The sequence below is a fragment of the Bradyrhizobium embrapense genome (assembly GCF_001189235.2).
GTDB lineage: Bacteria > Pseudomonadota > Alphaproteobacteria > Rhizobiales > Xanthobacteraceae > Bradyrhizobium > Bradyrhizobium embrapense.
Map to the genome: position 1 here is coordinate 77,649 of NZ_LFIP02000013.1, position 21,723 is coordinate 99,371.

Here is a 21,723-nt window from a genome sequence, read left to right on the forward strand (position 1 = left end):
TTCATTCTTGTTGTAATCGATTTGAGCTAGCGCAGCAGCTCGCGGGCGATCACCACGCGCTGGATCTGGTTGGTGCCTTCGAAGATCTGGGTCAGCTTGGCGTCGCGCATCATGCGCTCGACCGGGTAGTCCATGGTATAGCCGTAGCCGCCGAAGATCTGGACCGCGTCGGTCGTCACCTTCATCGCCATGTCGCTGCCGACGCATTTCGCCATGCTGGCGAGCACGTTGAGGCGCTTCCAGTCGCCGGCATCGCCGGCGCGGGCGCATTCATAGACCAGCGCGCGGGCTGCCTCGATCTGCATGGCCATATCGGCGAGCATGAACTGCACGCCCTGGAACTCGGCGATCGGCTGCTTGAACTGCTTGCGCTCCTTGGCGTAGGCGATGCATGCATCGAGCGCGCCCTGCGCAAGGCCGACCGATTGGGCGCCGATGGTCGGGCGGTTGAGGTCGAGCGCACGCATCGACGCGCGGAAACCCTTGCCTTCCTCACCGACGAGGTTTTCCGCGGGGACCCGGACATTGTCGAAGAAGATCGGGGTGTTCGGTGCGCCGCGAAAGCCCATCTTGCGCTCGTGACGGCCGAAAGAGATGCCCGGCATCTTCTTCGGCTCGACGATGAAGGCGCTGATGCCGTCTGCACCGGTGCCGTCACTGGTTCGTGCCATCACCACGATGTAATCAGCGACGACGCCGTAGCTGCACCATTGCTTGCGGCCGTTCAGGACATAGCTGTCGCCGTCCTTGCGGGCGCGGGTGTTGAGCGCAGCGACGTCGGAGCCGGCCTGCGGCTCGGAGATCGCGATCGCGGTGACCACGCCACCCTCCGCGATGATCGGCAGGTACTTCTTGCGCTGCTCTTCCGAGCCGAAATGCAGCAGCGGCATGATGAACATGGTGTTGAGCGCGGCGATCGATGCGCAGGCCGGCGAGACCTTCGAGATTTCCTCGCGCGCGATGCAGGCCATGGTCAGATTGCCGTTTGGGCCGCCGTAGCGCTCCGGCACCCACAGCTGCATCAGGCCCATCTCGCCGAACAGCTTGACGAGCTCGAGCGGGAAGCGGTCGGTCTCGTCGATCTCGGCGGCGATTGGCGTCACGTGTTTGGCCACCATCCTCCGCACGTTGTCGCGGAAGGCGACCTGCTCCTCGGAAAAACTCATGCAAACTCCCCTTTGTATTTTCTTGACCGGAGACCCAAAAAGGGACTTCCATTGAATGGGTGATCCATTTAATAATTCACCGCATGAGCACCAAGTCAAGCCCTCGCGCGCCGCAGCGCTCCCGTACCGCCTCGCTGAACCGGCGGGAGCGGGCCATCGATCATCGCGCAGCCGGCTCCGCCGCCGCGCCGACATTCAAGCCGATCCACACCAGGCGGACGTTCGAGGAGATCTGCGAGCGGATTCGCGAGCAGCTGGCGCTCGGCGTGCTGAAGCCCGGCGACAAGCTGCCGGCCGAGCGCGAACTCGCCCAGCAGCTCGGCGTCAGTCGCAATGTGCTGCGGGAGGCGCTGCGCAGCCTGGAGATGGCCGGCGTGCTGCGGCTGCAGAAGGGCGTCAAGGGCGGCGCCTTCATCCAGCAGGGCGACACCCGGCGCATGAACGAGGTCATGCGCGACATGCTGAGCCTCGGGACAATCTCGGTTCGGGAATTGTCGGAGGCGCGGGTCCACGTGCTCGACCTCGTGGTGCAGCTGGCCTGTGCAAATGCACGGCGCGCCGACCTCGACGCGCTGGAAGCCAATATCGAGCGCACCGAGCTTGCGACGAGGGAAGGCCGCTTGCTCGATCGGGTCGAGTGCTCGCGCGAATTCTACAAGCTGCTGGCGGCGTCGACCGGCAACAAGGTGATCGCGATGATCGTGGACTCCGTCACCGAGATTCACATGCGCTTCGTCTACGCCAAGGTCGCTTCCAGCGGAGTCGCGATGGCGCGGCTGGCCGAGAAGCGGCGGCAGTTCCTGGCGGCGCTCAGCGAGCGGAACGTGGCGCTGGCGAGCCGGCTGCTGCGCTCGCACCTGGAATCCGTGCAGCGCATGCTAGAGCAGGACCCGGGCGCCATGTCGCTTCACGTCGCATTGGCTGACGTGCAGCCGGGGTTGCGCCGGTAGCAATCGGCCGCACCAACAAATCAACACCCAAACGGCAATAACAACGGAGGCAAACGTGTCCAACTACGCCAAGTATGAATGTCTGACGGTCGAGGTCGCGGACAAGGTCGCGACCGTCACGTTGAATCGTCCGCAGGCGCGTAATGCCATCAATCAGAGGCTGATCCGCGAGCTGCGCACGATCTGGGACGATCTTGCCGACGATCACGCCGTCAATGCGGTGGTGCTGACCGGCGCCGGGGACTTCTTCAGCGTCGGTGGCGACGTCAAGGCGATGTCGGAGCGGCCGGGCGGCGACGTGCTCGAAGAGGGCGAGGTGCACGACCCCATGATCAGCCGGCGTGGCGTCACTCGCCAGCTCGAGCTCGACAAGCCGATCATCGCGGCGATCAACGGCGACGCTATCGGTCTTGCGGCGACCCACGCGCTACTCTGCGACATCACCGTGATGGCCGAGGATGCGCGGATCGGCGACACCCATGTTTCGCGTGTCGGCCTGGTCGCCGGTGACGGCGGCACCGTGATCTGGCCCCTGCTGATCGGCGTCAACAAGGCCAAGGAATTCCTGATTCGCGGCACGCTGCTGAGGGGCGCCGAGGCGGAGCGGATCGGGCTGGTCAACCATGTCGCTCCGCGCGCCGAGGTGCTGGCCAAGGCACGCGCGATCGCGGTCGAGCTTGCGAACGGTCCGACCTGGGCCATTCGATGGACCAAGCTGTCGATCAACCAGATCGTCAAGGAGCGCGTGAACATGCTGCTGGAAGCCTCGATGGCGCTGGAACAGGTGACGTTCGAGACCGCCGACCACAAGGAGGCGACGATGTCGTTCAAGGAGAAGCGCAAGCCCCGGTTCGGCCAGGCATAGGTCATGGCGGCGGAAGCGTCGAACGACGACGTCAGGGGGATGCTGCGCGACTCCTTGCGTGGCTTCCTCGACGAGCATTGGCGTCCGCGCGGTGCGACGACATCGTCCTCGCCGGATGAGGTGTCGGCGATCTGGCGCAAGCTGGTCGGGCTGGGCGTCGCCGCACTCGGCGCGGGGGGCGGCGGCGAGGGTGGGCTTGCCGAGATTCTCGTCGTCATGGCGGAGCTTGGCCGCGCCGGATGTCCGGCGCCGATGTGGTCGGCGGCACTTGCCAACCTTGCGGTTTCCCGATCGCAGGCGGTCGTTGCGGCCGATCTTTTGGCGCGGCTGCATTGCGGGGAGGCGGTCATCGCCTTCTCATTCGGCGGGCTGGATCCCGATCCCGGGACGGGCTCGATCGCGGTCACCGACCTCACGGCTAACGGCGTGCTCCGCTTCGTCGAGGCCGCGGCAAGCGCGACGCACCTGCTGGTCGCTTGCGATCGGTCTCACCTTGCGCTGATTGATCTCGGCGATCCCGGTGTCGAATGTGTTGCCACCCGCGCGATGGGTGCCTGGGGATTATATGAGGTCAGGCTGAGCGCAGCGCCGGTCACGCTCATTCCGGTAGGGACCGTCGATCTGGACCTTCTCCGGCTCAAGGGCAAGACGGCGCTGACCGCGCGTGCCCACGGCGCGGCTCGGCGCGCGTTTGAGCTCGCCGTGGACTACGCCAAGGAGCGGCATCAGTTCGGCCAACCGATCGGAAAATTCCAAGCTATCCAGCATAAGCTGGCAAACTGCCTGATCGCGCTCGAAGGCGTCAGGCTGATCCTCGAGCATGCCGCCAGACTGCATGATGGCGGCGACGCCGACTGGCACTACTTTGCCGATTGCGCATCGGCATTTTCCGGGGAGGCGCTGCGGCAGGTCTCGCTGGAGACCCAGCATACGTTCGGTGCGATCGGCTATGCCGAGGAGCACGAGGCGCCGATCCATTTCAAGCGCGTGCATCTCGATACGATCGCGCTCGGCGGTGCTTCGGACGCAAAACGCGGACTGGCCGCACGGCTGCTCGATGCGGGTGGCGCCGGGTTGCCGCAATACGACCTCGGGCCCGCCGGCAATGCGCTGCGCGAGCAGGTTCAACGCTGGCTCGCGCAAAACTGGAGCGGCGATACGAAGCAAGCGTTCGACCAGAGGCCGTTCGCCAAGCGCGAGTTCGATGCGCCCTTCGCCCGCGATATCGGCGAGACCGGATGGATCGGCCTCGGATGGCCGGAGCAGTTCGGCGGGCAGGGGCGCTCTCCATTGGAGCAGATCGCCTTCATGGAGACGATGGAGCGGGGCGAGGCACCGCGGATCGGCGCGGCGATCCAGGCCAATGCGCTGATGATGTTCGGTACGCCGGAGCAGCAGCAAGAATACCTACCGGAGATCCTGCGCGGCGAAGCGATGCATGGCATGGGTTACAGCGAGCCGCAGGCAGGCTCCGACCTTGCGGCGCTGCGTACCAGCGCCGTCAGGGACGGCGACCATTGGGTGATCAATGGCCAGAAGATCTGGACCACTACCTGGTGGGGCAAATACATGTTCCTCGCCGCGCGGACCGACAAGGCTGCAAGGCCGCCGCATGCCGGCATCAGCATGTTCATCGTTCCGATGGATGCACCGGGCATCACGATACGTCCGTCCGCAACCATGTATGACGGCACGTTTGCCAACATCTTCTACGACAACGTGCGGATTCCCGCCGAGAACCTGGTCGGCGAGGTCAATGGCGGCTGGAAGGTGCTGACCGGCGCGCTTGCCTTCGAGCGCGGGCTGGTCGGTGGCGGCATCGTCCTGAAGGTGGCGCACGCCTTCGAGCAGTTGCGCGCGCGTGTGATGGCCGGAGAGGGCGAACAGTCGTTGGCCAGCGACCCGATCGTCCGCGACAGGATGGCGACCTTGGCGTCCGAGATCGAGATCGGCCGTCTCTTGATGATGCATTGCGCGGACCTCGCCGCCGACGGCGTGACGCCGCCGGAATATGGCGCGATCAGCAAGGTGTTCTCCGGTGAGTTGATGGAGCGTTTCGGCGAGGCCGCGCTTGATATTCTCGGCATGCGCGCGGCGCTGTCCGAGCAGATGCCGGGTGCGATCGACAATGGCCGCTTCGAGCAGAACCTGCGGCATTCGCTGATGTGGGTGATCAGCATCGGCACCAACGAAATCCAGCGCAGCCTGATCGCGCAACGCGCGCTCGGGTTGCCGAGATAGGAGAGATCGGATGCAAAGGGATGGCGACAGGGCACCGCTCGCAGGTGTGCGGGTGCTGGATTTTTCCATCATGGTGGCGGGGCCCTATTGCGCGCGGCTGCTCGCCGACGTCGGCGCCGAGGTCATCAAGATCGAGCCGCCGGAAGGCGACGACATGCGGCTGCGGACGCCGCTGCGCGAAGGCCACAGTACTTATTTCGGCCAGCTCAATGCCGGCAAGCGCAGCCTGGCGCTTGACCTGAAGAATGCCGATGCCGTCAGGCTCGTGCATCGCATGGTCGCGGAGACGGATATTCTCGTCGAGAATTTCCGCCCCGGTGTGATGGATCGTCTTGGCCTCGGCTATGACGCGCTACGGCAGATCAACCCAGGCCTGATCTATTGCTCGATCTCGGGCTATGGCCAGACCGGCCCTGCCGCCGAGCGGGCGGCGTACGCGATGATCGTGCATGCCGAGAGCGGATTTGATCAGTCCCTGGCGCGCTATGCCGGCGACCGGGAGCGTCCGGCGGCAGGCGCGATCTTTGTCGCCGACATCCTTGGCGGCATCTTCGGCTATTCCGCGATTCAGACCGCGATGGTCCAGCGCGAGCGCACCGGCAAGGGGCAGCGCGTCGATGTGGCGTTGATGGACTGCATGCTCAACCTGCTGGTCTATGAGCTCCAGGAAGCCCAATTCCCGATCAGCGCGCCGCGGCCGACCTATGGGCCGGTACGCACCCGCGATGGCGATATCTTGATCGCCCCGGTGACGCCGCGGAATTTTGCGGCGCTATGTGAGGTCACAGGACAGGACGAGCTGGTGAACGATCCGCGCTTTGCGACCATTCCGGCGCGCGGCGCCAACTGGACCGCCATGATGCAGGTGATCGAGCAATGGACGGAGCGTCACACCGCCGCCGAATGCATCTCAGCGCTGGATCGCGCCGGCGTTCCCTGCGCCAAATACCGTGCGCCGGGTGCGGCGCTGACCGATCCCCATCTGCGTCAACGGGGTGTATTCGGGACGGTTTCGGATGGTGCCGGTGACTTCGTCGGCGTCAGCGCGCCTTGGCAGATGTCCGGGGCCGATACCCCGATCGGTCGTCAGGTGCCCGGGATCGGCGCGCAGCGCGATGACGTGCTGTCGCGGATTCTGGGACTGTCGCCCGACGCCATCGCGGCGCTTGCTGCTGCGGGGACGTTTGGCAAGCCTGCGGCCTAAGTGAGGCTCAACGATCGGACGGTGCGTCGGGCGGCGGTGCCTTCGCGATCGCCAGCAGGCATTTCAGGAAATGCGCGCGGTCTTCCTTGCGCAGGGGCGCCAGCATGATGTTCTGCAGCTCGGCCGCTGCCGGGATCACGGCCAGTAGCGCTTCCTCACCCTTGGCAGTGATCTGCACCTGAAGCGAGCGGCGGTCGTCCGGATTGTCCTTCTTTGCGACCAGCCGGCGCGCGACCATCCGCTTCAGCATTTCGCTCAGCGTGTTGCGGTCGCAGCTGATCCGCTCCGCCAGCACGGAGGGAGTGAGGGGACCCAGCTGATACAGCGCCATCAGCACGCCGAACTGCCGCGGCGTGATGTCGCTATGACGCGTCATGCTTTGATAGAGCCCGTCGTAGCGCGCCTCCAGCAGCCGCAGCAGAAATCCGACGCCGCCTTCCAGTTGCCATTCGCGCGCAATGTCTGCGGCCGAACCACTCTTCGGTGCCCTGTCGACTGCCATGCCGTCTCGTTCGGTCCCAGCCGGGATTTTGCGAATTCGCCTTAGCCGTTAGCAGCTTGGCCTGACGCCCTCAACCCTGCGCTGAACCACCGTCCAGTCTTGTTCACGGGTCGATGCAATTGCGCTCGGCTCTTGTCAGCTTCTCGGCTATGTAGTACGTATACGTATTATATGCGATGCGAAAGACGTCGTGCAGGGAGGTTGAACTTGGACCTGCGTGAGCTGCTGTCGATTCCCTATCTGCTTGAGGCCGAAGCGGTCGAAACCGAGCCGGGGCAGTGGCGGGTTCGGCTCGCCTATCCCGAACTGACGGGATGCGCGGCGGAGGCTGCCGTCGTCGAGGACGCTTTACGCGAGCTCGAGCGGCGCCGCATCGAATTGATCGTCGGCCTGGTGGAGGAGGGCAAGCAGCCTCCCATTCCACGCCAGCCGCTCGCTGCATCCGATCCGCTTTGGACCGCACAGGATCTCGGGCTCTCCGACCGCGTGGCCGTTCTGCTGGGCGGCGCGGCGGGACCGGCCACCCGCAATTGAAGGAGGCAAACCCATGCTCTCGCACGAAGACAATGAACGCCTTGTGAGGGTCAGCAAGGGCACGCCGCTCGGCGATCTCTTCCGGCTGTACTGGATTCCGTTCCTGCCGTCGACGGATCTCGACAAGGACGGTCAACCGAAGCGCATTCGGTTGCTCGGCGAGGATCTGGTCGCCTTCCGCGACACCGAGGGCCGCGTCGGGCTGGTCGACCAGGCCTGCCCGCATCGCGGCGCGCCGCTGGTCTTCGCACGAAACGAGGATTGCGGGCTGCGCTGCGTCTATCACGGCTGGAAGTTCGACGCCACCGGGGCGGTGACGGATATGCCGGCGGAGCCAGTGCGCAGCCGCCTCAAGGAGCGGGTGCGGATCAAGGCCTATCCCTGCAGGGAGCGCAACGGGATGATCTGGACCTATATGGGCCCGGATCACGCCGAGCTGCCGCCGCTGCCGAACCTCGAATGGAATCTGGTGCCGGCCGAACAGGTGCACATCTCGCTCCGCGTCCAGGAGTGCAACTGGCTGCAGGCGGTGGAAGGCGAGATCGACTCGGCGCACGCGCCGCTGCTGCATGGGCGGCTCGACGCCCAGGGCACGACCAGCGCCTGGATTCAGAAGCGCGACCTGCGCCCTACCTTCGAATGCATCAAGCAGGATTTCGGCATGAGCATTGCCGCGCGGCGCAACTACGATGCCAACACGCTGTACTGGCGGGTCAACCAGTTCTTGCTGCCGTTCTACACGCTGGTGCCGCCGCTGTCGCCGTTCCCGGATCTGAGTGGGCATGCCTGGGTGCCGATCGATGACGAGAACACGCTCTGCATCATGTTCTCCTATCATCCGTCGGAGCCGTTGCTGGAGAAAACACGGCAGGTGTTCGCGGAAGGGCACAAGGGCCGCGAAAGCGGCCACGCCAGCCGCCATGCGCTGGTGCAGCACCCGGTGACGGTGCCGTATGCCGGCTACTGGACCAAATACAATCCGCAGAACGGCTTTCAGTTCGACTACGAAGCGCAGCGCACCACCTGGTTCTCCGGCCTGCCGGGGCTCTGGGTGCAGGACGGCGCCTGTCAGAGCGGCGTTTCACCGATCTTCGATCGCACCAGGGAGACGCTCTGCTCGAGCGATACCGGCATCGCGATGACGCGGCGTTTCATTCTCGAGGCGCTCGGTGCCTATCGCGATCACGCGATCAGGCCGAGGGGCGTGTCGGATCCCGACGTATTCATGGTGCGCGCGGTGTCGCTGCGGCTGCCGCCGGAGGACTCCTGGGTCGACGTCGGTGCGCCCTTCATGCGGGCGCAGCTCGGCGCCGATTTCGGGTACGAGCTGTGAGCGCATCTAACCATATGGCCGGCACGCAGCAGGTGCTGGTCAAGCGCATCAGCTACGAGGCTGAACGGATCAATTCCTACGAGCTGGTGGCGCGGACGGGCGGCGAACTGGCGCCGTTCACGGCGGGCAGCCATATCGACCTGCACCTGCCGAACGGCATGGTCCGCAGCTACTCGCTGGTCAACGATCAGCGCGAGCGGCATCGCTATGTCATCGCGGTCAATAGAGATGCCGAGAGCCGTGGCGGCTCCCGCTTCGTTCACGACACCGTCAAGGTCGGGGAGATCATGACCATCTCGCTCCCACGCAATAACTTCGCGCTTTGCGAACAGGCCGAGCATTCGGTCCTGATCGCCGGGGGCATCGGCATCACGCCATTGCTGTCGATGATCCGGCGCTTGGTGGCGCTCGGACGTTGCTGGGAGCTGTTCTACGCCGCGCGAACGCGCGCCGCGGCCGCGTTTCTCGACGAACTCGGCACGTTTCGATCCGATGCCGGCCTACACGTCGATTTCGACGACGAGCGAGCGGGACGGGTGTTCGATCTCGCGGCCATCGTCAGGGCCGCGCCGGCACGCGCGCATCTCTATTGTTGCGGGCCGTTGCCCATGCTCGCGGCATTCGAGGCGGCCACGGCGGATCGCCCCGCCGATCGCGTGCATGTCGAGTATTTCAAGGCGCGGGAAGCGCCGGCCACCGAGGGCGGCTTCGTGGTCAGGCTCGCGCGGAGCAACCGCACGATTACGGTCGAGCCCGGCAGGACGATCCTCGATGCGCTGCTGGATGCCGGGATCGCCGCCAACTACGCCTGCACCGAAGGGGTCTGCGGTACGTGCGAGACGCGCGTGCTCGAAGGCAAGCCGGATCATCGCGATCAGTTCCTGAGCGAGGAGGAGCAGGCGACGAACAGGAGCGTCATGATCTGTTGCTCAGGCGCCAAATCCCGCATGCTCGTGCTCGATCTCTGAATTGTCGCTCCGCCGACCGGCAATTGACGACGACGGCCCGCGAACCCGGATCAACCCTCTCAAGACGAACGGATGCCTCACATGCTGGATCAGCTTGAAGCCGAATTCCCTGAGCACACGCCTCGTCCGGCCGGCGCGCCGAGGGCGCTTGACGGAATCCGGGTGGTCGATCTCTCGCACTTCATCGCGGGCCCGTTCGCGACCATGATCCTGGCCGACATGGGTGCTGAGGTGATCAAGGTCGAGGCGCCCGGCCGCGGCGACGATCTGCGCCGGTATCCTCCGGTGCATCCGGACCTCAGGCACGGCGCTCCGTTTCTGTGGGCCAACCGCAACAAGCGCAGTGTCGCCCTCGATCTCAAATCCCCGGAGGGGTTGCAGGTCGCGCGCGAGCTGATCGCGACGGCGGATGTCGTCGTCGAGAACTTCTCGGCCGGCGTGATGGCTCGGCTCGGGCTCGACTATGCGAGCTGCCGCAAGCTGAGGCCCGAGATCATCTATTGCGCGGTGTCGGCCTATGGCCGCGACGGGCCGTTTGCCGACCGGCTCGGCTTCGACCCGATCGCACAGGTCGAGAGCGGCTTCGTCTCGATGAACGGCTACGCCGACCGCGAGGGCGTGCGGGCCTTGTCGCCGGTGATGGACATCAGCACCGCGATGATGGCGAGCAATGCGATCCTGGGCGCGCTGCTTGCGCGCGAGCGCAGTGGCCTCGGCCAGGCCATCGAAGTATCATTGTTCGAGAATGCCGTCCTGATGACCGGGTACGCGACCATGCAGTCGCTGTTCAACAATGCCGATCCAAAGCGGAGCGGCAATACCAGTCCCGACACCTGTCCGTCGGGCGTGTTCCTGGCCAGCGATTGCTCGTTCTATATTAATTGCGGCAATGACAAGATATTCCAGCGCTTGATGGCGCAAGTACTCGAGCGGGAGGATCTCGCCGCAGCCGGGATCTACGCGACGGGTCCTGACCGGATCCGCCGGCGTGAGGAGTTGTTCGCGATCCTCGGCGATGCCTTTGCCCGGCGGCCCTGGTCACACTGGCAGTCGCGGATGCGGGCGGCCGGCGTGCCCTGCGGCCGGCTGCGCAGCGTCGGCGAGGCGATCCGTTCGCCCGAGGCGCGGGAGCGCGGGATCGTCACGAGGATTCCGCATGAGACGATCGGCTGGGTGCCGAATGTGAACCTGCCGATTCGCTATTCGCGGACGCCGATCGTCGATCCCGTCGCGGCGCCGGCGGTCGGCCAGCACACCGAGGACGTGCTGCGCGAACTCCTCGGCTATGACGACGCACGCATCGCGCAGCTCGCGGCGGGCAGAGCTTTCGGGGGCCGGCCAGCGGGAAAGGATACCAAGCCGTGACAATGCGCGCGGGAGAGGAGTGGACACTGCGGGGCCGGGTCGCGGTCATCGGGATCGGCGAGACCGAATATTATCGTCATGGCGCGCCTCCGCTTTTCGGTACAAAAACCCGGCAATCTGAATAGATTGCCGGGTTTTTGTTTCTGGAGGCGAACGTCGCGCCACAACGCTATCAACGACTTGGTTTGGTGGTCCGAAACACCGGCAACCTGCTGCGGTCGGCCGAACGAGAGCGGGCGCGAACAACGGAGGCCAACTTGCCCTGGCCGTCTCGGGTGGCTTGATCGGGGGATACCGTCGATCTCGCCGATCGATCGGATCATCGACGCTATGAACTCGCGGGATCGTCTCGACCATGTCGGCGCGTGAATGGCCCTGGCAGTCGTGCAAGACTGCCTCGATGCGATGCCGACATAGATCCGATCATTTCTTGTCCTTGTCGGCGGCGTCGTCCGCGTTGCCTCCATTGTCGACGCATTTCTTGAAATAGTCGCGTTCGGCCTGTCCATTGCCTTTGGCGCTGCCCGCCGCCGGATTGCCGGGCTGACGTGGTGGAAAGCTCTTCGCAACGAGCGCATTGCATTTCCTCGCCACCTCAACGGTGACGGCTGATGTCTCGGTTGGCAAAAGCAGGAGAGCCACCAGCGAGAATGCGAGGGCGGCTCGCTTGAATTCCTGTTCGGCGCGCATGGTGACCCTCCCTGCTGCCGTCATCGTTGCAGCGGCGTGATCCTATCGCGGGGTGCAGAACAGGCAATGGTCGATCGCGCAACCCGTTCACGTCGGGTCTGCAGATGTGCCGTCTAGGGGCGGCTTCCGACACGGCACGTACGCGCCGGAGGATTAATCTTACGCTGCAATAATTGCCGCCCTGATCGACCTGCGCACTGCGCATGCAAGGCGATTTTGGCTACATATGAGGATCATATTTTGAGTAGGCCATATGACGAAAAAAAGAGTATTAATAACCGGCGTAACCGGTCAAGACGGGGCGTATCTGGCCGAACGAAGGGCTATGAGGTCCATGGCAACAAGCGACGGACCTCGCTTTTCAACACCGACCGCATTGATCATCTCTACCTCGATCCACACGAGCCGGATCCTTCGTTCCGGCTGCACTATGGTGATTTGACCGACTCTTCCAGCCTGATCAGGATCGTCGGCCAGGTACAGCCGGACGAGATCTACAATCTCGCCGCCCAAAGTCACGTGGCGGTTTCGTTCGAAGAGCCGGAATATACCGCGAATTCGGACGCTCTCGGCACACTGCGACTCCTCGAGGCGATTCGGATCGTGGGGCTCGAGAAGAAGTCCAAATTCTACCAGGCCTCGACCTCGGAACTGTATGGCCTGGTGCAGGAAGTCCCGCAGAAGGAGACCACTCCGTTCTATCCGCGGTCGCCTTACGCCGTTGCGAAGCTCTACGCCTACTGGATCACGGTGAATTATCGTGAGGCGTACGGAATCTATGCCTGCAACGGAATTCTGTTCAATCACGAGTCTCCGGTGCGGGGCGAAACCTTTGTCACCCGAAAGATCACCCGCGCCTTGGCCCGCATCCACCTCGGCCTTCAGGAGCGTCTTTATCTGGGCAATCTTGACGCGCTCCGCGACTGGGGGCATGCGCGTGACTATGTCGAAATGCAATGGCTGATGCTGCAGCAGGATACGCCGGGGGACTTCGTCATCGCGACCGGTGTGCAGCACTCGGTTCGCCATTTCGTCGAGGTTGCCGCGGGCGAAGTGGGGATGCGGATCCGCTGGGAAGGAACGGGCGTCGACGAGAAGGGCTATGATGCTGCCACAGGCAAGTGCATCGTGTCCGTCGACCCGCGCTATTTCCGTCCCTCGGAGGTCGCGACCCTCCTGGGCGATCCCTCCAAGGCGAAGGAGAAGCTTGGCTGGTGGCCCAAGACCTCGTTCGAGAGCCTGGTGCGCGAGATGGTGCAGGAAGATCTGGCCGCAGCGAAGCGAGATGAACTGATCAAGCAACACGGCTTCAGATATTATCCGCGTCACGAGTGACCGCAGCCCGGAACGCCGTCTGGTGCTTGTTGTCGCAATGCCGTCAAGGCAGGCGGATGGAGTCCTTCACCGCGATGGCGTCGGGCCCGCCGGCGGTCATCGCCACCTGCGTTTCGGACGCGGACGGTGCATGTCGCATCGCGCTCATCTCAAGCGCCCAGCGCCCGACGATGGCCCGACGATCCCAACGCTCGAGCGAGCGCTTCCGTCCTTCGGTGCCGAACGCCGCGCAGAGCGCCTGATCCTGGGCAAGCGCGCAGATCGCATCGGCGAGAGCACGCGTGTCGCCGGGGGAAACGACCATCCCGGCACCCTTGACCTCCTCGGCCAACCCCGTTCCTTCGGTCGCCATCGCGATCACCGGACGGGCGGAGCCGAACACGGCCCCAAGCTTGGATGGCAGGACCAGATCAGCCGCCTCTGCCTTCTGCGGAATGAGATGCATGTCCGCCGTCGCCATTAGCTCGTTGAAGCTCTCGTTGGGTTGCAGTCCGAGGAAATGAACATTGGAACGGCCGGCCGCCATATCGAGCAACCTCGCCCTGTCAGGCCCTTCTCCGGCGAGGATGAAATGAATTTCCGGATGACTTTCTTGCAGGATGGACGCGGCTTCGATCACGAGATCGAGGCCCTGCTTGTTCGACATCGTGCCCGAATAGAGTCCGACGACATCGCTTTCGCCAATGCCGAATTCACGCCGATACCTGGTCTGCCGCGACCGAGGAAAGATGGCGCTCGTGTCGATCCAGTTTCTGATCTCGACGGTCCGCTCCGCAGCAACGCCCTTGGCCAACAGCCGGTCGACCATCTGCGGTGAAATCGAAGATACCCGGTCGAACGACCGAAGGATGCGAGATTCGGCCCCGAGCATCAGGCTGCGAAGCGCGCCGTTTCGAAGCAGTCCGAGATCAAAGGCGGCATCAACCTCGAAATCCTGCACATGGAGCCAGGACTTCACACCGATCCGCCGCGCGACGAACGAGACGAGCGCGGACGACATCAGGGAGGGAGCGGTGGACAGCATGACGTCGGGCCGCCATTCGAGCGCCTTCGTCAGCATCGGCAGTGCGCTCGTCAACGCAAACGAGGCATGGTGCAGCAGCCTTTTCGCCCCCGTCGGCTTCCGCGGCACGTATATCGGGGTGCGGGTGATCTCGACACCGTTGGCGTTTCGAGTCCTGAAATAGCGACTGTCGAAGCCGGTCGGGATTCGCCAGGCGGGATAGTAGGGCGGCGCAGTGATCACACGGACCTCGTGCCCGTCGGCCACAAGGCTTTCGCAGAGCTCCGTGTTGTATTTTGCGACGCCGATCAAATCGGGCGCATAGTTGATTCCGACCAACAGAACACGCATCAAGTACAGTCCAACTTCTAAAACTGGAATCGAAAATTCACGTCTCGAAAAAGCGTTGATCTCGTCAGTCGCCGGAATTGCATTCCAAATGACGACCGTAGCCCTTCAGAAAGTCCTCATATGCTCCCGCCAGCCCGATCGGTAGCGGGGTAGTCGAACGCCAGCCCAGTCGGCGAATCCGCGAACTGTCGAGGAGCTTGCGGGGCGTGCCGTCCGGCTTGGACGTATCAAAAACCAACTTGCCCGTATAGCCCACGACCTCCGCTACCATGGCGGCAAAATCGGCGATAGAGACTTCGTCACCACTGCCGACATTGATGGGCAGTTCATTCGAGTAGTTCTTCAAGAGAAAGACGCACGCATCGGCGAAGTCGTCGACATTTAGAAACTCGCGAAGCGGGCTACCCGTGCCCCAGACGGATACGGTCCGGGTTCCTGCCAGCTTGGCCTCGTGGAAGCGTCGTATCAGCGCCGCCGGCACGTGACTGTGCGCTGGATGATAATTGTCGCCGCGGCCATAGAGGTTGGTCGGCATGACCGATATGAAATCGTCACCATGTTGCCGCCGGTGTGCCTGACAGATCTTGAGGCCGGCAATCTTGGCGATTGCGTACCATTCGTTGGTCGGCTCGAGCGGCCCCGTCAGCAATTCGGTTTCCGCGATCGGCTGCCTGGCGTGCTTGGGGTACATGCAGGACGAACCGAGAAACAGCAGGCGCCCAACGCCGATTGCATGACTTGCGCGGATCACGTTGAGCTCGACCGCGAGATTGTCGCAGAGAAAATCGACGGGGAAATTACTGTTGGCGGCAATGCCGCCGACCTTGGCGGCGGCATGGACCACGACGTCCGGACGATTTACCTCGAGCCACCGCAATGTCGGTTGCTCCTTCGCAAGGTCGAGCTCTCCGCGATCGGCATAAAGGAGGGTGCAGCTCTCGGACGCGAGGCGGCGCATGATGGCCGAGCCCACCATTCCGCGATGGCCGGCTACGAAGACCCGCCTTCCAGTCAGATCGTAGGAAAATCCCCCCGACATAAATGAACCCTTGCCTACTGAAATCCGAATGCTTCACGGCCGCCGCAGGGCCTTGCAATATTGTGGTCTCCGGTGTCCGAAGCCGAGCCGGGCGCCGTTGCAATACTTCCTACCAATACGACGGTCGGTTGTAACCGAACGAGCATATTAATGATGAAGATGCGAAGGGTTCCCAAGCGGGACAACGCTGCAATGCCCGGGATGCTGGTCTGACCAAATATGCATTAATTCTCTGCCGCGTTAAGGTCCATTGCGTCTCCCTCTTCAGGGAAGTGCCGTTCGAGCACCCGAAAATCTACGGGCAAAGCAACCAGGCGATGCGCTGTTGGACCACGCAATCTTACGGGGGTCGGAAAAGTCTCTTTCGTTTGCCCGGGCAAAGTGCAGGGAAATCTCGCTTGTGCCACGGGTCGTACCGACTATCGCAATCCCGAGTTTCCCACGTTGGGTCGGGTACCACACGCATGCGGCGTGAGAGCAGGTCAGGACAGGTCCGGGCTCGCGTCAGCACTGGATCATCTCAGCCCGAGAGATGAGAACCCGTCCGACATCCAACGTTCGCGTCGATTCGTGGATAGGCCGCTTCATCTGCGATGGAGATGTGTGCAACTGCGGACCCGGATGCCGCTGTCGAATGTGGAGAGGCAGCCGCTGTCCCGTTCTTCAGGTTCGCGTCGAATTAACCTTGCTGAAATGCGCCCGCCAGCGCCGGTCAAGAACCATTGCTGCCGATACGTCTAATTTTAGCGGTACTCGCAGGGGCACCTTAATTACCAAAACAACTCGTATCCGGCCATTAAATTCAGGAGAACCGGCGATGCCATAGCAATTTCCCAGCTGAGGAGAGCGCTATGTCGATCGATCCGAAAAATCTCGCTGGAACGGCCACACTCACGTTTTCGGACGATTTCAACTCGCTCAGCCTGTGGAACGGTACGAGCGGCACCTGGGATTCGACCTATTGGTGGGCGGCTGCCAACGGCATCAACATTAGTGGCAACCAGGAGGTCAACTGGTACATCAACAGCAATTATGCACCGACGAGTTCGGTGACGCCGTGGACCGTGAGCAACGGCATCCTCGATCTTCATGCGGGCCCCGCAGCTCCCGCGATCCAGCCCTACATCAACAATGCCCAGTACACGTCGGGCATGATCACAACCTATCACTCCTTCTCGCAGCTCTACGGCTACTTCGAGATGAGGGCCGAGCTACCTGCTGGCCAGGGGCTCTGGCCCGCATTCTGGCTGCTGCCCACGAACAACGCGCTGCTCGGGACCGTGCCGGCTCAAGAGCTGGATATCATGGAGTCGCTCGGCAACAACCCGACGATCGACTACATGACATCGCACAGTTCTGCGACGGGCAGCATGCAGCTCCAGCAGGACGGAGTCTCCATCCCGACAATGGCGTCTGGATTCCACACCTACGGCATGGATTGGGAGGCCGATACGATTACCTGGTACGTCGACGGAGTGAAGACCTTCCAGATTGCCACTCCATCCGACATGCACACCCCAATGTATATGATCGCCGACCTGGCGCTGTACGGGCCGGCCATCACCGACCCCAGTGCGCCGGTCGGCGGCGACATGCTCATCGACTATATCCGCGCCTATTCCGCCAAACCGCCTGTCGTTCAGATCAACTCGTTCTCGCCCGACAGCAACATCACCGGCGACGGCATCACCAACGCGAAGCAGATTACCCTGACGGGTTCGGCCGCCGTCGGTACGACGGTCCAGATCTTCGACGGCTCGACCAAGCTTGGCACGGCGGTGACCGACAGCACCGGAAAATGGTCGTTCGTCGCGGCAAATCTGACCGACGGGGTTCATCCCTTCACCGCGACGACGACGGATCAGAGCGGCAACGTCACGACGTCGACCGCACTCACGGTGACGGTCGACACCACCGCGCCCACGGCCCCGAGCATTGCTTCATTCACGCCGGACAGTGCAACGGTCGGCGACGGCATCACTAACCAGAACCACATTACGCTGAGCGGCACCGCAGAGGCCAGCAGCACGGTCCAGATCTTCGACGGAACGACGCAGGTCGGCACGGTGGTTGCTGACAAGACCGGCGCCTGGTCTTTCGCGACGGCAACATTGAGCGATGGCAACCACTCGTTCACAGCCAAGGCGATGGACGCTGCTGGCAACGTCAGCTCTGCCTCTACGTCGCTTACCGTGACGATCGACACCGTGGCTCCAGCCCAGCCTGTCGTTGTGACGTTTACGCTGGCCCAATCCGCGGTTTCCGGTACTGCCGAAGCCGGCGCGACCATCGCGCTCTACGACGGCACCACCCTGATCGGCTCCGGAAAGGCCAAGAGCGACGGCACTTGGAGCATCAACGTCGGATCGCTTTCCTCCGGCCCCCACTCGTTCTCGGTGACTGCGACTGACGCAGCCGGCAACACGAGCGTGCAATCCAATGTTCTCCAGACCAAGGTCATCGAAAGCGCGGGAAGCACGATCCTGGAGCAGGTCGGAAGCAACCTCCACTTCGTCACAGGCAGCACCGACGTCGTATTCAAACTGGCGGGTGCCGCGGTTAGCACGGATCAGTTTCCCAGCTACAATTTCATCGGCGCCGAGAAGACGGCGGCCGGCTACGACCTCGCCTGGAAGGATGCCGGCACTGGCCTTTACACGGTCGTGGCCACCGATGCGAACGGCAACTTCCTGTCGACCATCGCCGGCTCGGTCTCCGGTCCAAGCGATGCGCTTCGATCGCTGGAGTCGACGATGCATCAGGATCTGAACGGCGACGGCACGATCGGCCTGCCCGTCAAGATCATCGAGACGTCGGGCAGCACGATCCTCGAGCAGGTTGGAAACAGCCTCCACTTTGTCACAGGCAGCACCGATGTCGTGTTCAAACTGGCGGGCGCCGCAGTCAGCTTGGAGCAATTCCCCAGCTACAATTTCAGCGGTGCCGAAAAGACGTCGACCGGGTACGATGTCGCGTGGAAGGATGCCGGCACCGGCCTGTATACTGTCGTGGCCACCGATGCGAACGGCAACTTCCTGTCGACCGTTGCCGGCTCGGTCTCCGGCTCGAGCACGTCGCTGCTCGCGCTGGAGACGACGATGCATCAGGATCTGAACGGCGACGGTATGATCGGCCCGAAGGCCGGCACGGTCGCGACCAGCGTCAGCCTGCAGCTTACGATCGATGCCGGAGGCAGCCTCGAGCTCGCCGGCGCCGCGACGGGCGCGATCACATTCAGCAAGAACACGGGCATGCTGATCCTGGATCAGTCCAGCAAGTTCACCGGAAATATCCTGGGCCTTTCGGGCAACGGCGACCCGACCGCCTCGGATATCCTCGACCTGAGGGATATCGCGTTCAGCGCCGGCACCCGGGTTTCGTATATCGGAAATACCTCGGGCGGCGTGCTGACGGTCACCGACGCGCAAAACCATACTGCGCATCTCAATCTGACGGGCGACTACACGCGAATGACGTTCGCCCTGTCCAGTGACGGACACGGCGGCACATTTGTCATCGACCCTCCCGCGACGAACGTCGCTCCGCAGACGCTGTCGATGCCGAATCAAGCCGCCACAGTGAGCCAGGTCGGCGACGGATTTGTTTTCCATCCGTCCGCGGCCGCCGGCAGCGCAAGCCCGTATGATGGCCACACCCCGCTGCCATTCCACGAGGTGCAGCTTGATTGGTACACGAATTCGATTGCGCAGGATGTGCATCTCGACATTCACTCGATCGCGGAAGCTATGGGCTACACCCACACCCACGACACTTTCATGCTGCATCTGTAGAGGGAGCAGTGGCGCGCCTTCCTGAGGGGAGGGCGGAGGCAGTGAAGCCTGCCGGCCGCGCTGGGACGCAATTCGCGATCGATCCGGAAAGCGCGAACGCGTCCGACCGCGCTGTGCCGCGCAAATCTTGCCGAGGGGGAGCCGGTCTGCCAGTATCGAGTGCCACCATCTGGAGCCTGAGAGATGCCTACACGCAGGGAGATTTTAGGCTCTGCTTTATTTGCGCTGTTTTACAGCCAGGCCGGCGCCGCCGAGCAGACCCCGACGCCGCTTGCAGATCTCAACTTTCTCGAGCGAACGGCATCGGACCTGCACACGCGCGTCCTTCGTGGCAGTCTGCGCTACATGGATCATGAGGTATTCGGCGATCCGGCCGGCATCATGATCGAGGAAGCAGCTCTGAACGGCGTTGAGGACGCCGGCTTTTCGGCGGAAGCAGCACTTCCGTCGGGATGGCAGGTTACGCCGATGGCCGGCCAGGTCGTCACCTTCACCAAGCTCAACGCGACGTCCGGTCGCCTGCAACTGCGAGGAGACGGCGCCGGCCAGTTCTACGTTGTGATGGCTGCCAACCGGCACTTCGCAGTCAAGCGCGGCGAGCTGCTCACGGGATCCATTGCCTTGCGGTCGGCAAATCGCGACGCGGGCGGGGTGACCAAGGTAGAGCTCTGCATCCTGCCGCTGAAGTCGGACGGATCGGCCATCCCGCCAGTCGCCGTCCCGATTCAATTGATGCAGAGCGACAAGCCGTGGTGGGAACAAGTTCGCTCGGTAGCCCCCGACGACGGGTTTGCGAGTCTTGCGCTGCGAGTGACGACGCAAGCGCGGTTCGACGCCACATTCGAGCTCCATTCGCCTCAGCTGGAGCAACGTGGCTGGCGGTCGACGTTTTGCGCGACATCGCGCAAGGCCGACGACGTCCTGCTGGCCGACGCCGAGGGCTATCTCTCGCATGTCGAACGTTCGATCCTCATTACGGCCGATGCGCCGAGATTTGTGGGGGCGGGCTCGCTATGGTGCGAGTACGCCGATCCGGACAACTATGTCGAGATCCGGCAGCGCGAGAGGGTTCTCTATGTGACCGTCGTGAGCAAGGGTACCTCGAGCGAAGTTCGGCTCGGCGTCGTGCCGCCGCTGATGCGGTTTACCGTTTGCTTGATTCAGGGCGCCGGTGGACTCGCGGTGTCGCTCAATGGAAAGGCTCTCAAGACGATCGATTGCGAAATGCCCGCGAGATTGAAGCTCGCCAGACTGGGCAGCGGCGTAAGCGGCAGCTGGAATTCGACTATCGCGAGACTGACTTTATTCGGCGCGAAGGTTTCAGACGGCGCCTCGTTGAGCCGCCCCGCCAAAGCCTTCTTCGACGACTTCGACCGTCCGGACTCCCCGAATCTCGGAGCCTCGCCGACAGGGCAGGTCATCCGCAAGATTGGCACGGTCGGCAGCATGATTTCGAAGGGGAAATGGGTTGTGACGGGCGGGGGAATGGGACTGGCTCATGCTGCGTATGGGGTCGTCCGGTTGGACCGTCCGCCACGGTACCTTGGTGCGGTTCTCGATTGGACGTCGGGATCGCCGGGTGGAGCAGCAGCGATGCTCGCTGCGACCGACGACGATCCCGCGAGATCCATCGATGCGCTTCATGCCGTCGTCACAGATCAAAAGGAGATATTCCAGACCATGATCGGGACGAAGGTCGAGGCGGCGCTGGCCGAGTTCGTCTATCCAGTTCCGATGGAGCGCGACAGCAGAACACCCTATGGGGTCGCCTGCCTGACTAATTTCGGGGAAAAGGCGGTTGTCTACGTCGGTCCCCAAGGGGATCTGGCGCGTCACGTCCATCACACCTATACTGAGCGCGCCGGTCCATTTGCTGTTTTCGAACACTTTTGGCAGCTAACGCAATGCCGGCCGGAATTTCTCGCCGTCGCGGCGGCGTGAGACAATTCCCTGTCGTTGCAACGATCCGGGAAATTGGAAGGAGTATTTCATGAGACACGGAACAGCCGTGCTGACTCTGTTGTTGCTGTCCGGAGGGGGCGCAATGGCACAGGGCGTATCGCAAACCCCGACCCAGACCGTGACGCAGCAACGCCAGAGCGGATCGGCGGTCTCGGGGGGGCCGAATTCGGCGGTGAGAACCAACCAGGGCGTCAGCACCGGATTTGGCAGCCCGTTCACAAGCCCGTTCGGAAACTCCAATAGCTCTCAATCGAAGGGCGGCTACGCCGGTTCCGGCTCGAGCCGGTGATTCTCTATCACCGGGGTGAGGTTCGCCAAATCCGCCGCCTGTCCGCCTTCCCGCCGTAACGATGCCTTCGTAGCCAGCGATCAAAATTGCGCTGGTCTGCGAAGCTTGGTTAAATGCCGGTTAAACCCTCGCAAG

Annotated in this window: 16 protein-coding genes and 1 pseudogene; 12 read left to right on the forward strand and 5 right to left on the reverse strand. The window is 63.1% G+C overall.

The window, feature by feature from the left end:
• Positions 1-26 precede the first annotated feature (26 nt).
• The gene (locus AKN83_RS34725) at positions 27-1,166 is read right to left on the reverse strand and encodes an acyl-CoA dehydrogenase family protein (RefSeq protein ID WP_050400697.1); all 1,140 of its coding nucleotides are present in this window, start codon (positions 1,164-1,166) and stop codon (positions 27-29) included.
• Between the two features lie 83 nt (positions 1,167-1,249).
• On the opposite strand from AKN83_RS34725, the gene AKN83_RS34730 reads away from it, so the two are divergent.
• From AKN83_RS34730 to AKN83_RS34745, 4 genes are read left to right on the forward strand one after another with little or no spacing between them, the layout of a single operon-like run.
• Positions 1,250-2,116, forward strand: a complete 867-nt coding sequence (locus AKN83_RS34730; RefSeq protein ID WP_050400696.1) for a FadR/GntR family transcriptional regulator — start codon at positions 1,250-1,252, stop codon at positions 2,114-2,116.
• 55 nt (positions 2,117-2,171) lie between these two features.
• On the forward strand, positions 2,172-2,981 hold the full coding sequence (locus tag AKN83_RS34735) for an enoyl-CoA hydratase/isomerase family protein (protein WP_063695668.1): 810 nt from the start codon (positions 2,172-2,174) through the stop codon (positions 2,979-2,981).
• A 3-nt stretch (positions 2,982-2,984) separates the two neighbouring features.
• Positions 2,985-5,222: an acyl-CoA dehydrogenase family protein gene (locus AKN83_RS34740; protein ID WP_050400694.1), complete on the forward strand. Its 2,238-nt coding sequence runs from the start codon at positions 2,985-2,987 to the stop codon at positions 5,220-5,222.
• A 10-nt stretch (positions 5,223-5,232) separates the two neighbouring features.
• Positions 5,233-6,426 (forward strand): CaiB/BaiF CoA transferase family protein, encoded by a 1,194-nt coding sequence (locus tag AKN83_RS34745; protein WP_050400693.1) that lies wholly within the window; start codon positions 5,233-5,235, stop codon positions 6,424-6,426.
• Between the two features lie 7 nt (positions 6,427-6,433).
• Here the strand turns inward: AKN83_RS34745 and AKN83_RS34750 are convergent, their stop codons facing one another.
• Positions 6,434-6,928 carry a MarR family winged helix-turn-helix transcriptional regulator gene (locus tag AKN83_RS34750; RefSeq protein WP_050400692.1) on the reverse strand — a complete coding sequence of 165 codons (495 nt, stop codon included), beginning with the start codon at positions 6,926-6,928 and terminating at the stop codon, positions 6,434-6,436.
• A 207-nt stretch (positions 6,929-7,135) separates the two neighbouring features.
• Between AKN83_RS34750 and AKN83_RS34755 the strand changes: the two genes are divergently transcribed.
• From AKN83_RS34755 to AKN83_RS34770, 4 genes are all read left to right on the forward strand, one after another.
• Positions 7,136-7,462 carry a hypothetical protein gene (locus AKN83_RS34755; protein ID WP_050400691.1) on the forward strand — a complete coding sequence of 109 codons (327 nt, stop codon included), beginning with the start codon at positions 7,136-7,138 and terminating at the stop codon, positions 7,460-7,462.
• 13 nt (positions 7,463-7,475) lie between these two features.
• Positions 7,476-8,795, forward strand: a complete 1,320-nt coding sequence (locus AKN83_RS34760; RefSeq protein ID WP_050400690.1) for a Rieske 2Fe-2S domain-containing protein — start codon at positions 7,476-7,478, stop codon at positions 8,793-8,795.
• Positions 8,792-9,763: a PDR/VanB family oxidoreductase gene (locus AKN83_RS34765; protein WP_244522206.1), complete on the forward strand. Its 972-nt coding sequence runs from the start codon at positions 8,792-8,794 to the stop codon at positions 9,761-9,763. The genes AKN83_RS34760 and AKN83_RS34765 overlap by 4 nt, the downstream gene beginning before the upstream one ends.
• Before the next feature lie 81 nt (positions 9,764-9,844).
• Positions 9,845-11,128: a CaiB/BaiF CoA transferase family protein gene (locus tag AKN83_RS34770; RefSeq protein WP_050400688.1), complete on the forward strand. Its 1,284-nt coding sequence runs from the start codon at positions 9,845-9,847 to the stop codon at positions 11,126-11,128.
• 423 nt (positions 11,129-11,551) lie between these two features.
• Here AKN83_RS34770 and AKN83_RS34775 read toward each other — a convergent pair whose 3' ends face one another.
• Entirely contained in the window at positions 11,552-11,818 is a 267-nt protein-coding gene (locus tag AKN83_RS34775; RefSeq protein WP_244522207.1) for a hypothetical protein, read from the reverse strand.
• Between the two features lie 253 nt (positions 11,819-12,071).
• On the opposite strand from AKN83_RS34775, the pseudogene gmd reads away from it, so the two are divergent.
• A pseudogene (gene gmd / locus AKN83_RS34780) lies at positions 12,072-13,153 on the forward strand (GDP-mannose 4,6-dehydratase).
• A 43-nt stretch (positions 13,154-13,196) separates the two neighbouring features.
• Here the strand turns inward: gmd and AKN83_RS34785 are convergent.
• Positions 13,197-14,507 (reverse strand): WcaI family glycosyltransferase, encoded by a 1,311-nt coding sequence (locus AKN83_RS34785; protein ID WP_050400687.1) that lies wholly within the window; start codon positions 14,505-14,507, stop codon positions 13,197-13,199.
• A 64-nt stretch (positions 14,508-14,571) separates the two neighbouring features.
• The gene (locus AKN83_RS34790; RefSeq protein ID WP_050400686.1) at positions 14,572-15,546 is read right to left on the reverse strand and encodes a GDP-L-fucose synthase family protein; all 975 of its coding nucleotides are present in this window, start codon (positions 15,544-15,546) and stop codon (positions 14,572-14,574) included.
• Between the two features lie 851 nt (positions 15,547-16,397).
• Between AKN83_RS34790 and AKN83_RS34795 the strand changes: the two genes are divergently transcribed.
• The 3 genes from AKN83_RS34795 (at position 16,398) to AKN83_RS40220 (ending at position 21,588) form a co-directional block, all read left to right on the forward strand.
• Complete coding sequence (locus AKN83_RS34795) at positions 16,398-19,337, forward strand: Ig-like domain-containing protein (protein WP_063695669.1); 2,940 nt, start codon at positions 16,398-16,400, stop codon at positions 19,335-19,337.
• Between the two features lie 183 nt (positions 19,338-19,520).
• Positions 19,521-21,278: a hypothetical protein gene (locus AKN83_RS34800; RefSeq protein ID WP_050400684.1), complete on the forward strand. Its 1,758-nt coding sequence runs from the start codon at positions 19,521-19,523 to the stop codon at positions 21,276-21,278.
• 49 nt (positions 21,279-21,327) lie between these two features.
• Positions 21,328-21,588, forward strand: a complete 261-nt coding sequence (locus tag AKN83_RS40220) for a hypothetical protein (protein WP_157113706.1) — start codon at positions 21,328-21,330, stop codon at positions 21,586-21,588.
• Positions 21,589-21,723: the final 135 nt, after the last annotated feature.

What these genes read in the sequence shown, in the direction of transcription:
- AKN83_RS34725 (WP_050400697.1), bottom strand. Translation starts at nt 1,166, where the DNA reads ATGAGTTTTTCCGAGGAGCAGGTCGCCTTCCGCGACAACGTGCGGAGG.
- AKN83_RS34730 (WP_050400696.1), top strand. Translation starts at nt 1,250, where the DNA reads ATGAGCACCAAGTCAAGCCCTCGCGCGCCGCAGCGCTCCCGTACCGCC.
- AKN83_RS34740 (WP_050400694.1), top strand. Translation starts at nt 2,985, where the DNA reads ATGGCGGCGGAAGCGTCGAACGACGACGTCAGGGGGATGCTGCGCGAC.
- AKN83_RS34745 (WP_050400693.1), top strand. Translation starts at nt 5,233, where the DNA reads ATGCAAAGGGATGGCGACAGGGCACCGCTCGCAGGTGTGCGGGTGCTG.
- AKN83_RS34750 (WP_050400692.1), bottom strand. Translation starts at nt 6,928, where the DNA reads ATGGCAGTCGACAGGGCACCGAAGAGTGGTTCGGCCGCAGACATTGCG.
- AKN83_RS34760 (WP_050400690.1), top strand. Translation starts at nt 7,476, where the DNA reads ATGCTCTCGCACGAAGACAATGAACGCCTTGTGAGGGTCAGCAAGGGC.
- AKN83_RS34770 (WP_050400688.1), top strand. Translation starts at nt 9,845, where the DNA reads ATGCTGGATCAGCTTGAAGCCGAATTCCCTGAGCACACGCCTCGTCCG.
- AKN83_RS34775 (WP_244522207.1), bottom strand. Translation starts at nt 11,818, where the DNA reads ATGCGCGCCGAACAGGAATTCAAGCGAGCCGCCCTCGCATTCTCGCTG.
- AKN83_RS34785 (WP_050400687.1), bottom strand. Translation starts at nt 14,507, where the DNA reads ATGCGTGTTCTGTTGGTCGGAATCAACTATGCGCCCGATTTGATCGGC.
- AKN83_RS34790 (WP_050400686.1), bottom strand. Translation starts at nt 15,546, where the DNA reads ATGTCGGGGGGATTTTCCTACGATCTGACTGGAAGGCGGGTCTTCGTA.
- AKN83_RS34795 (WP_063695669.1), top strand. Translation starts at nt 16,398, where the DNA reads ATGTCGATCGATCCGAAAAATCTCGCTGGAACGGCCACACTCACGTTT.
- AKN83_RS34800 (WP_050400684.1), top strand. Translation starts at nt 19,521, where the DNA reads ATGCCTACACGCAGGGAGATTTTAGGCTCTGCTTTATTTGCGCTGTTT.
- AKN83_RS40220 (WP_157113706.1), top strand. Translation starts at nt 21,328, where the DNA reads ATGAGACACGGAACAGCCGTGCTGACTCTGTTGTTGCTGTCCGGAGGG.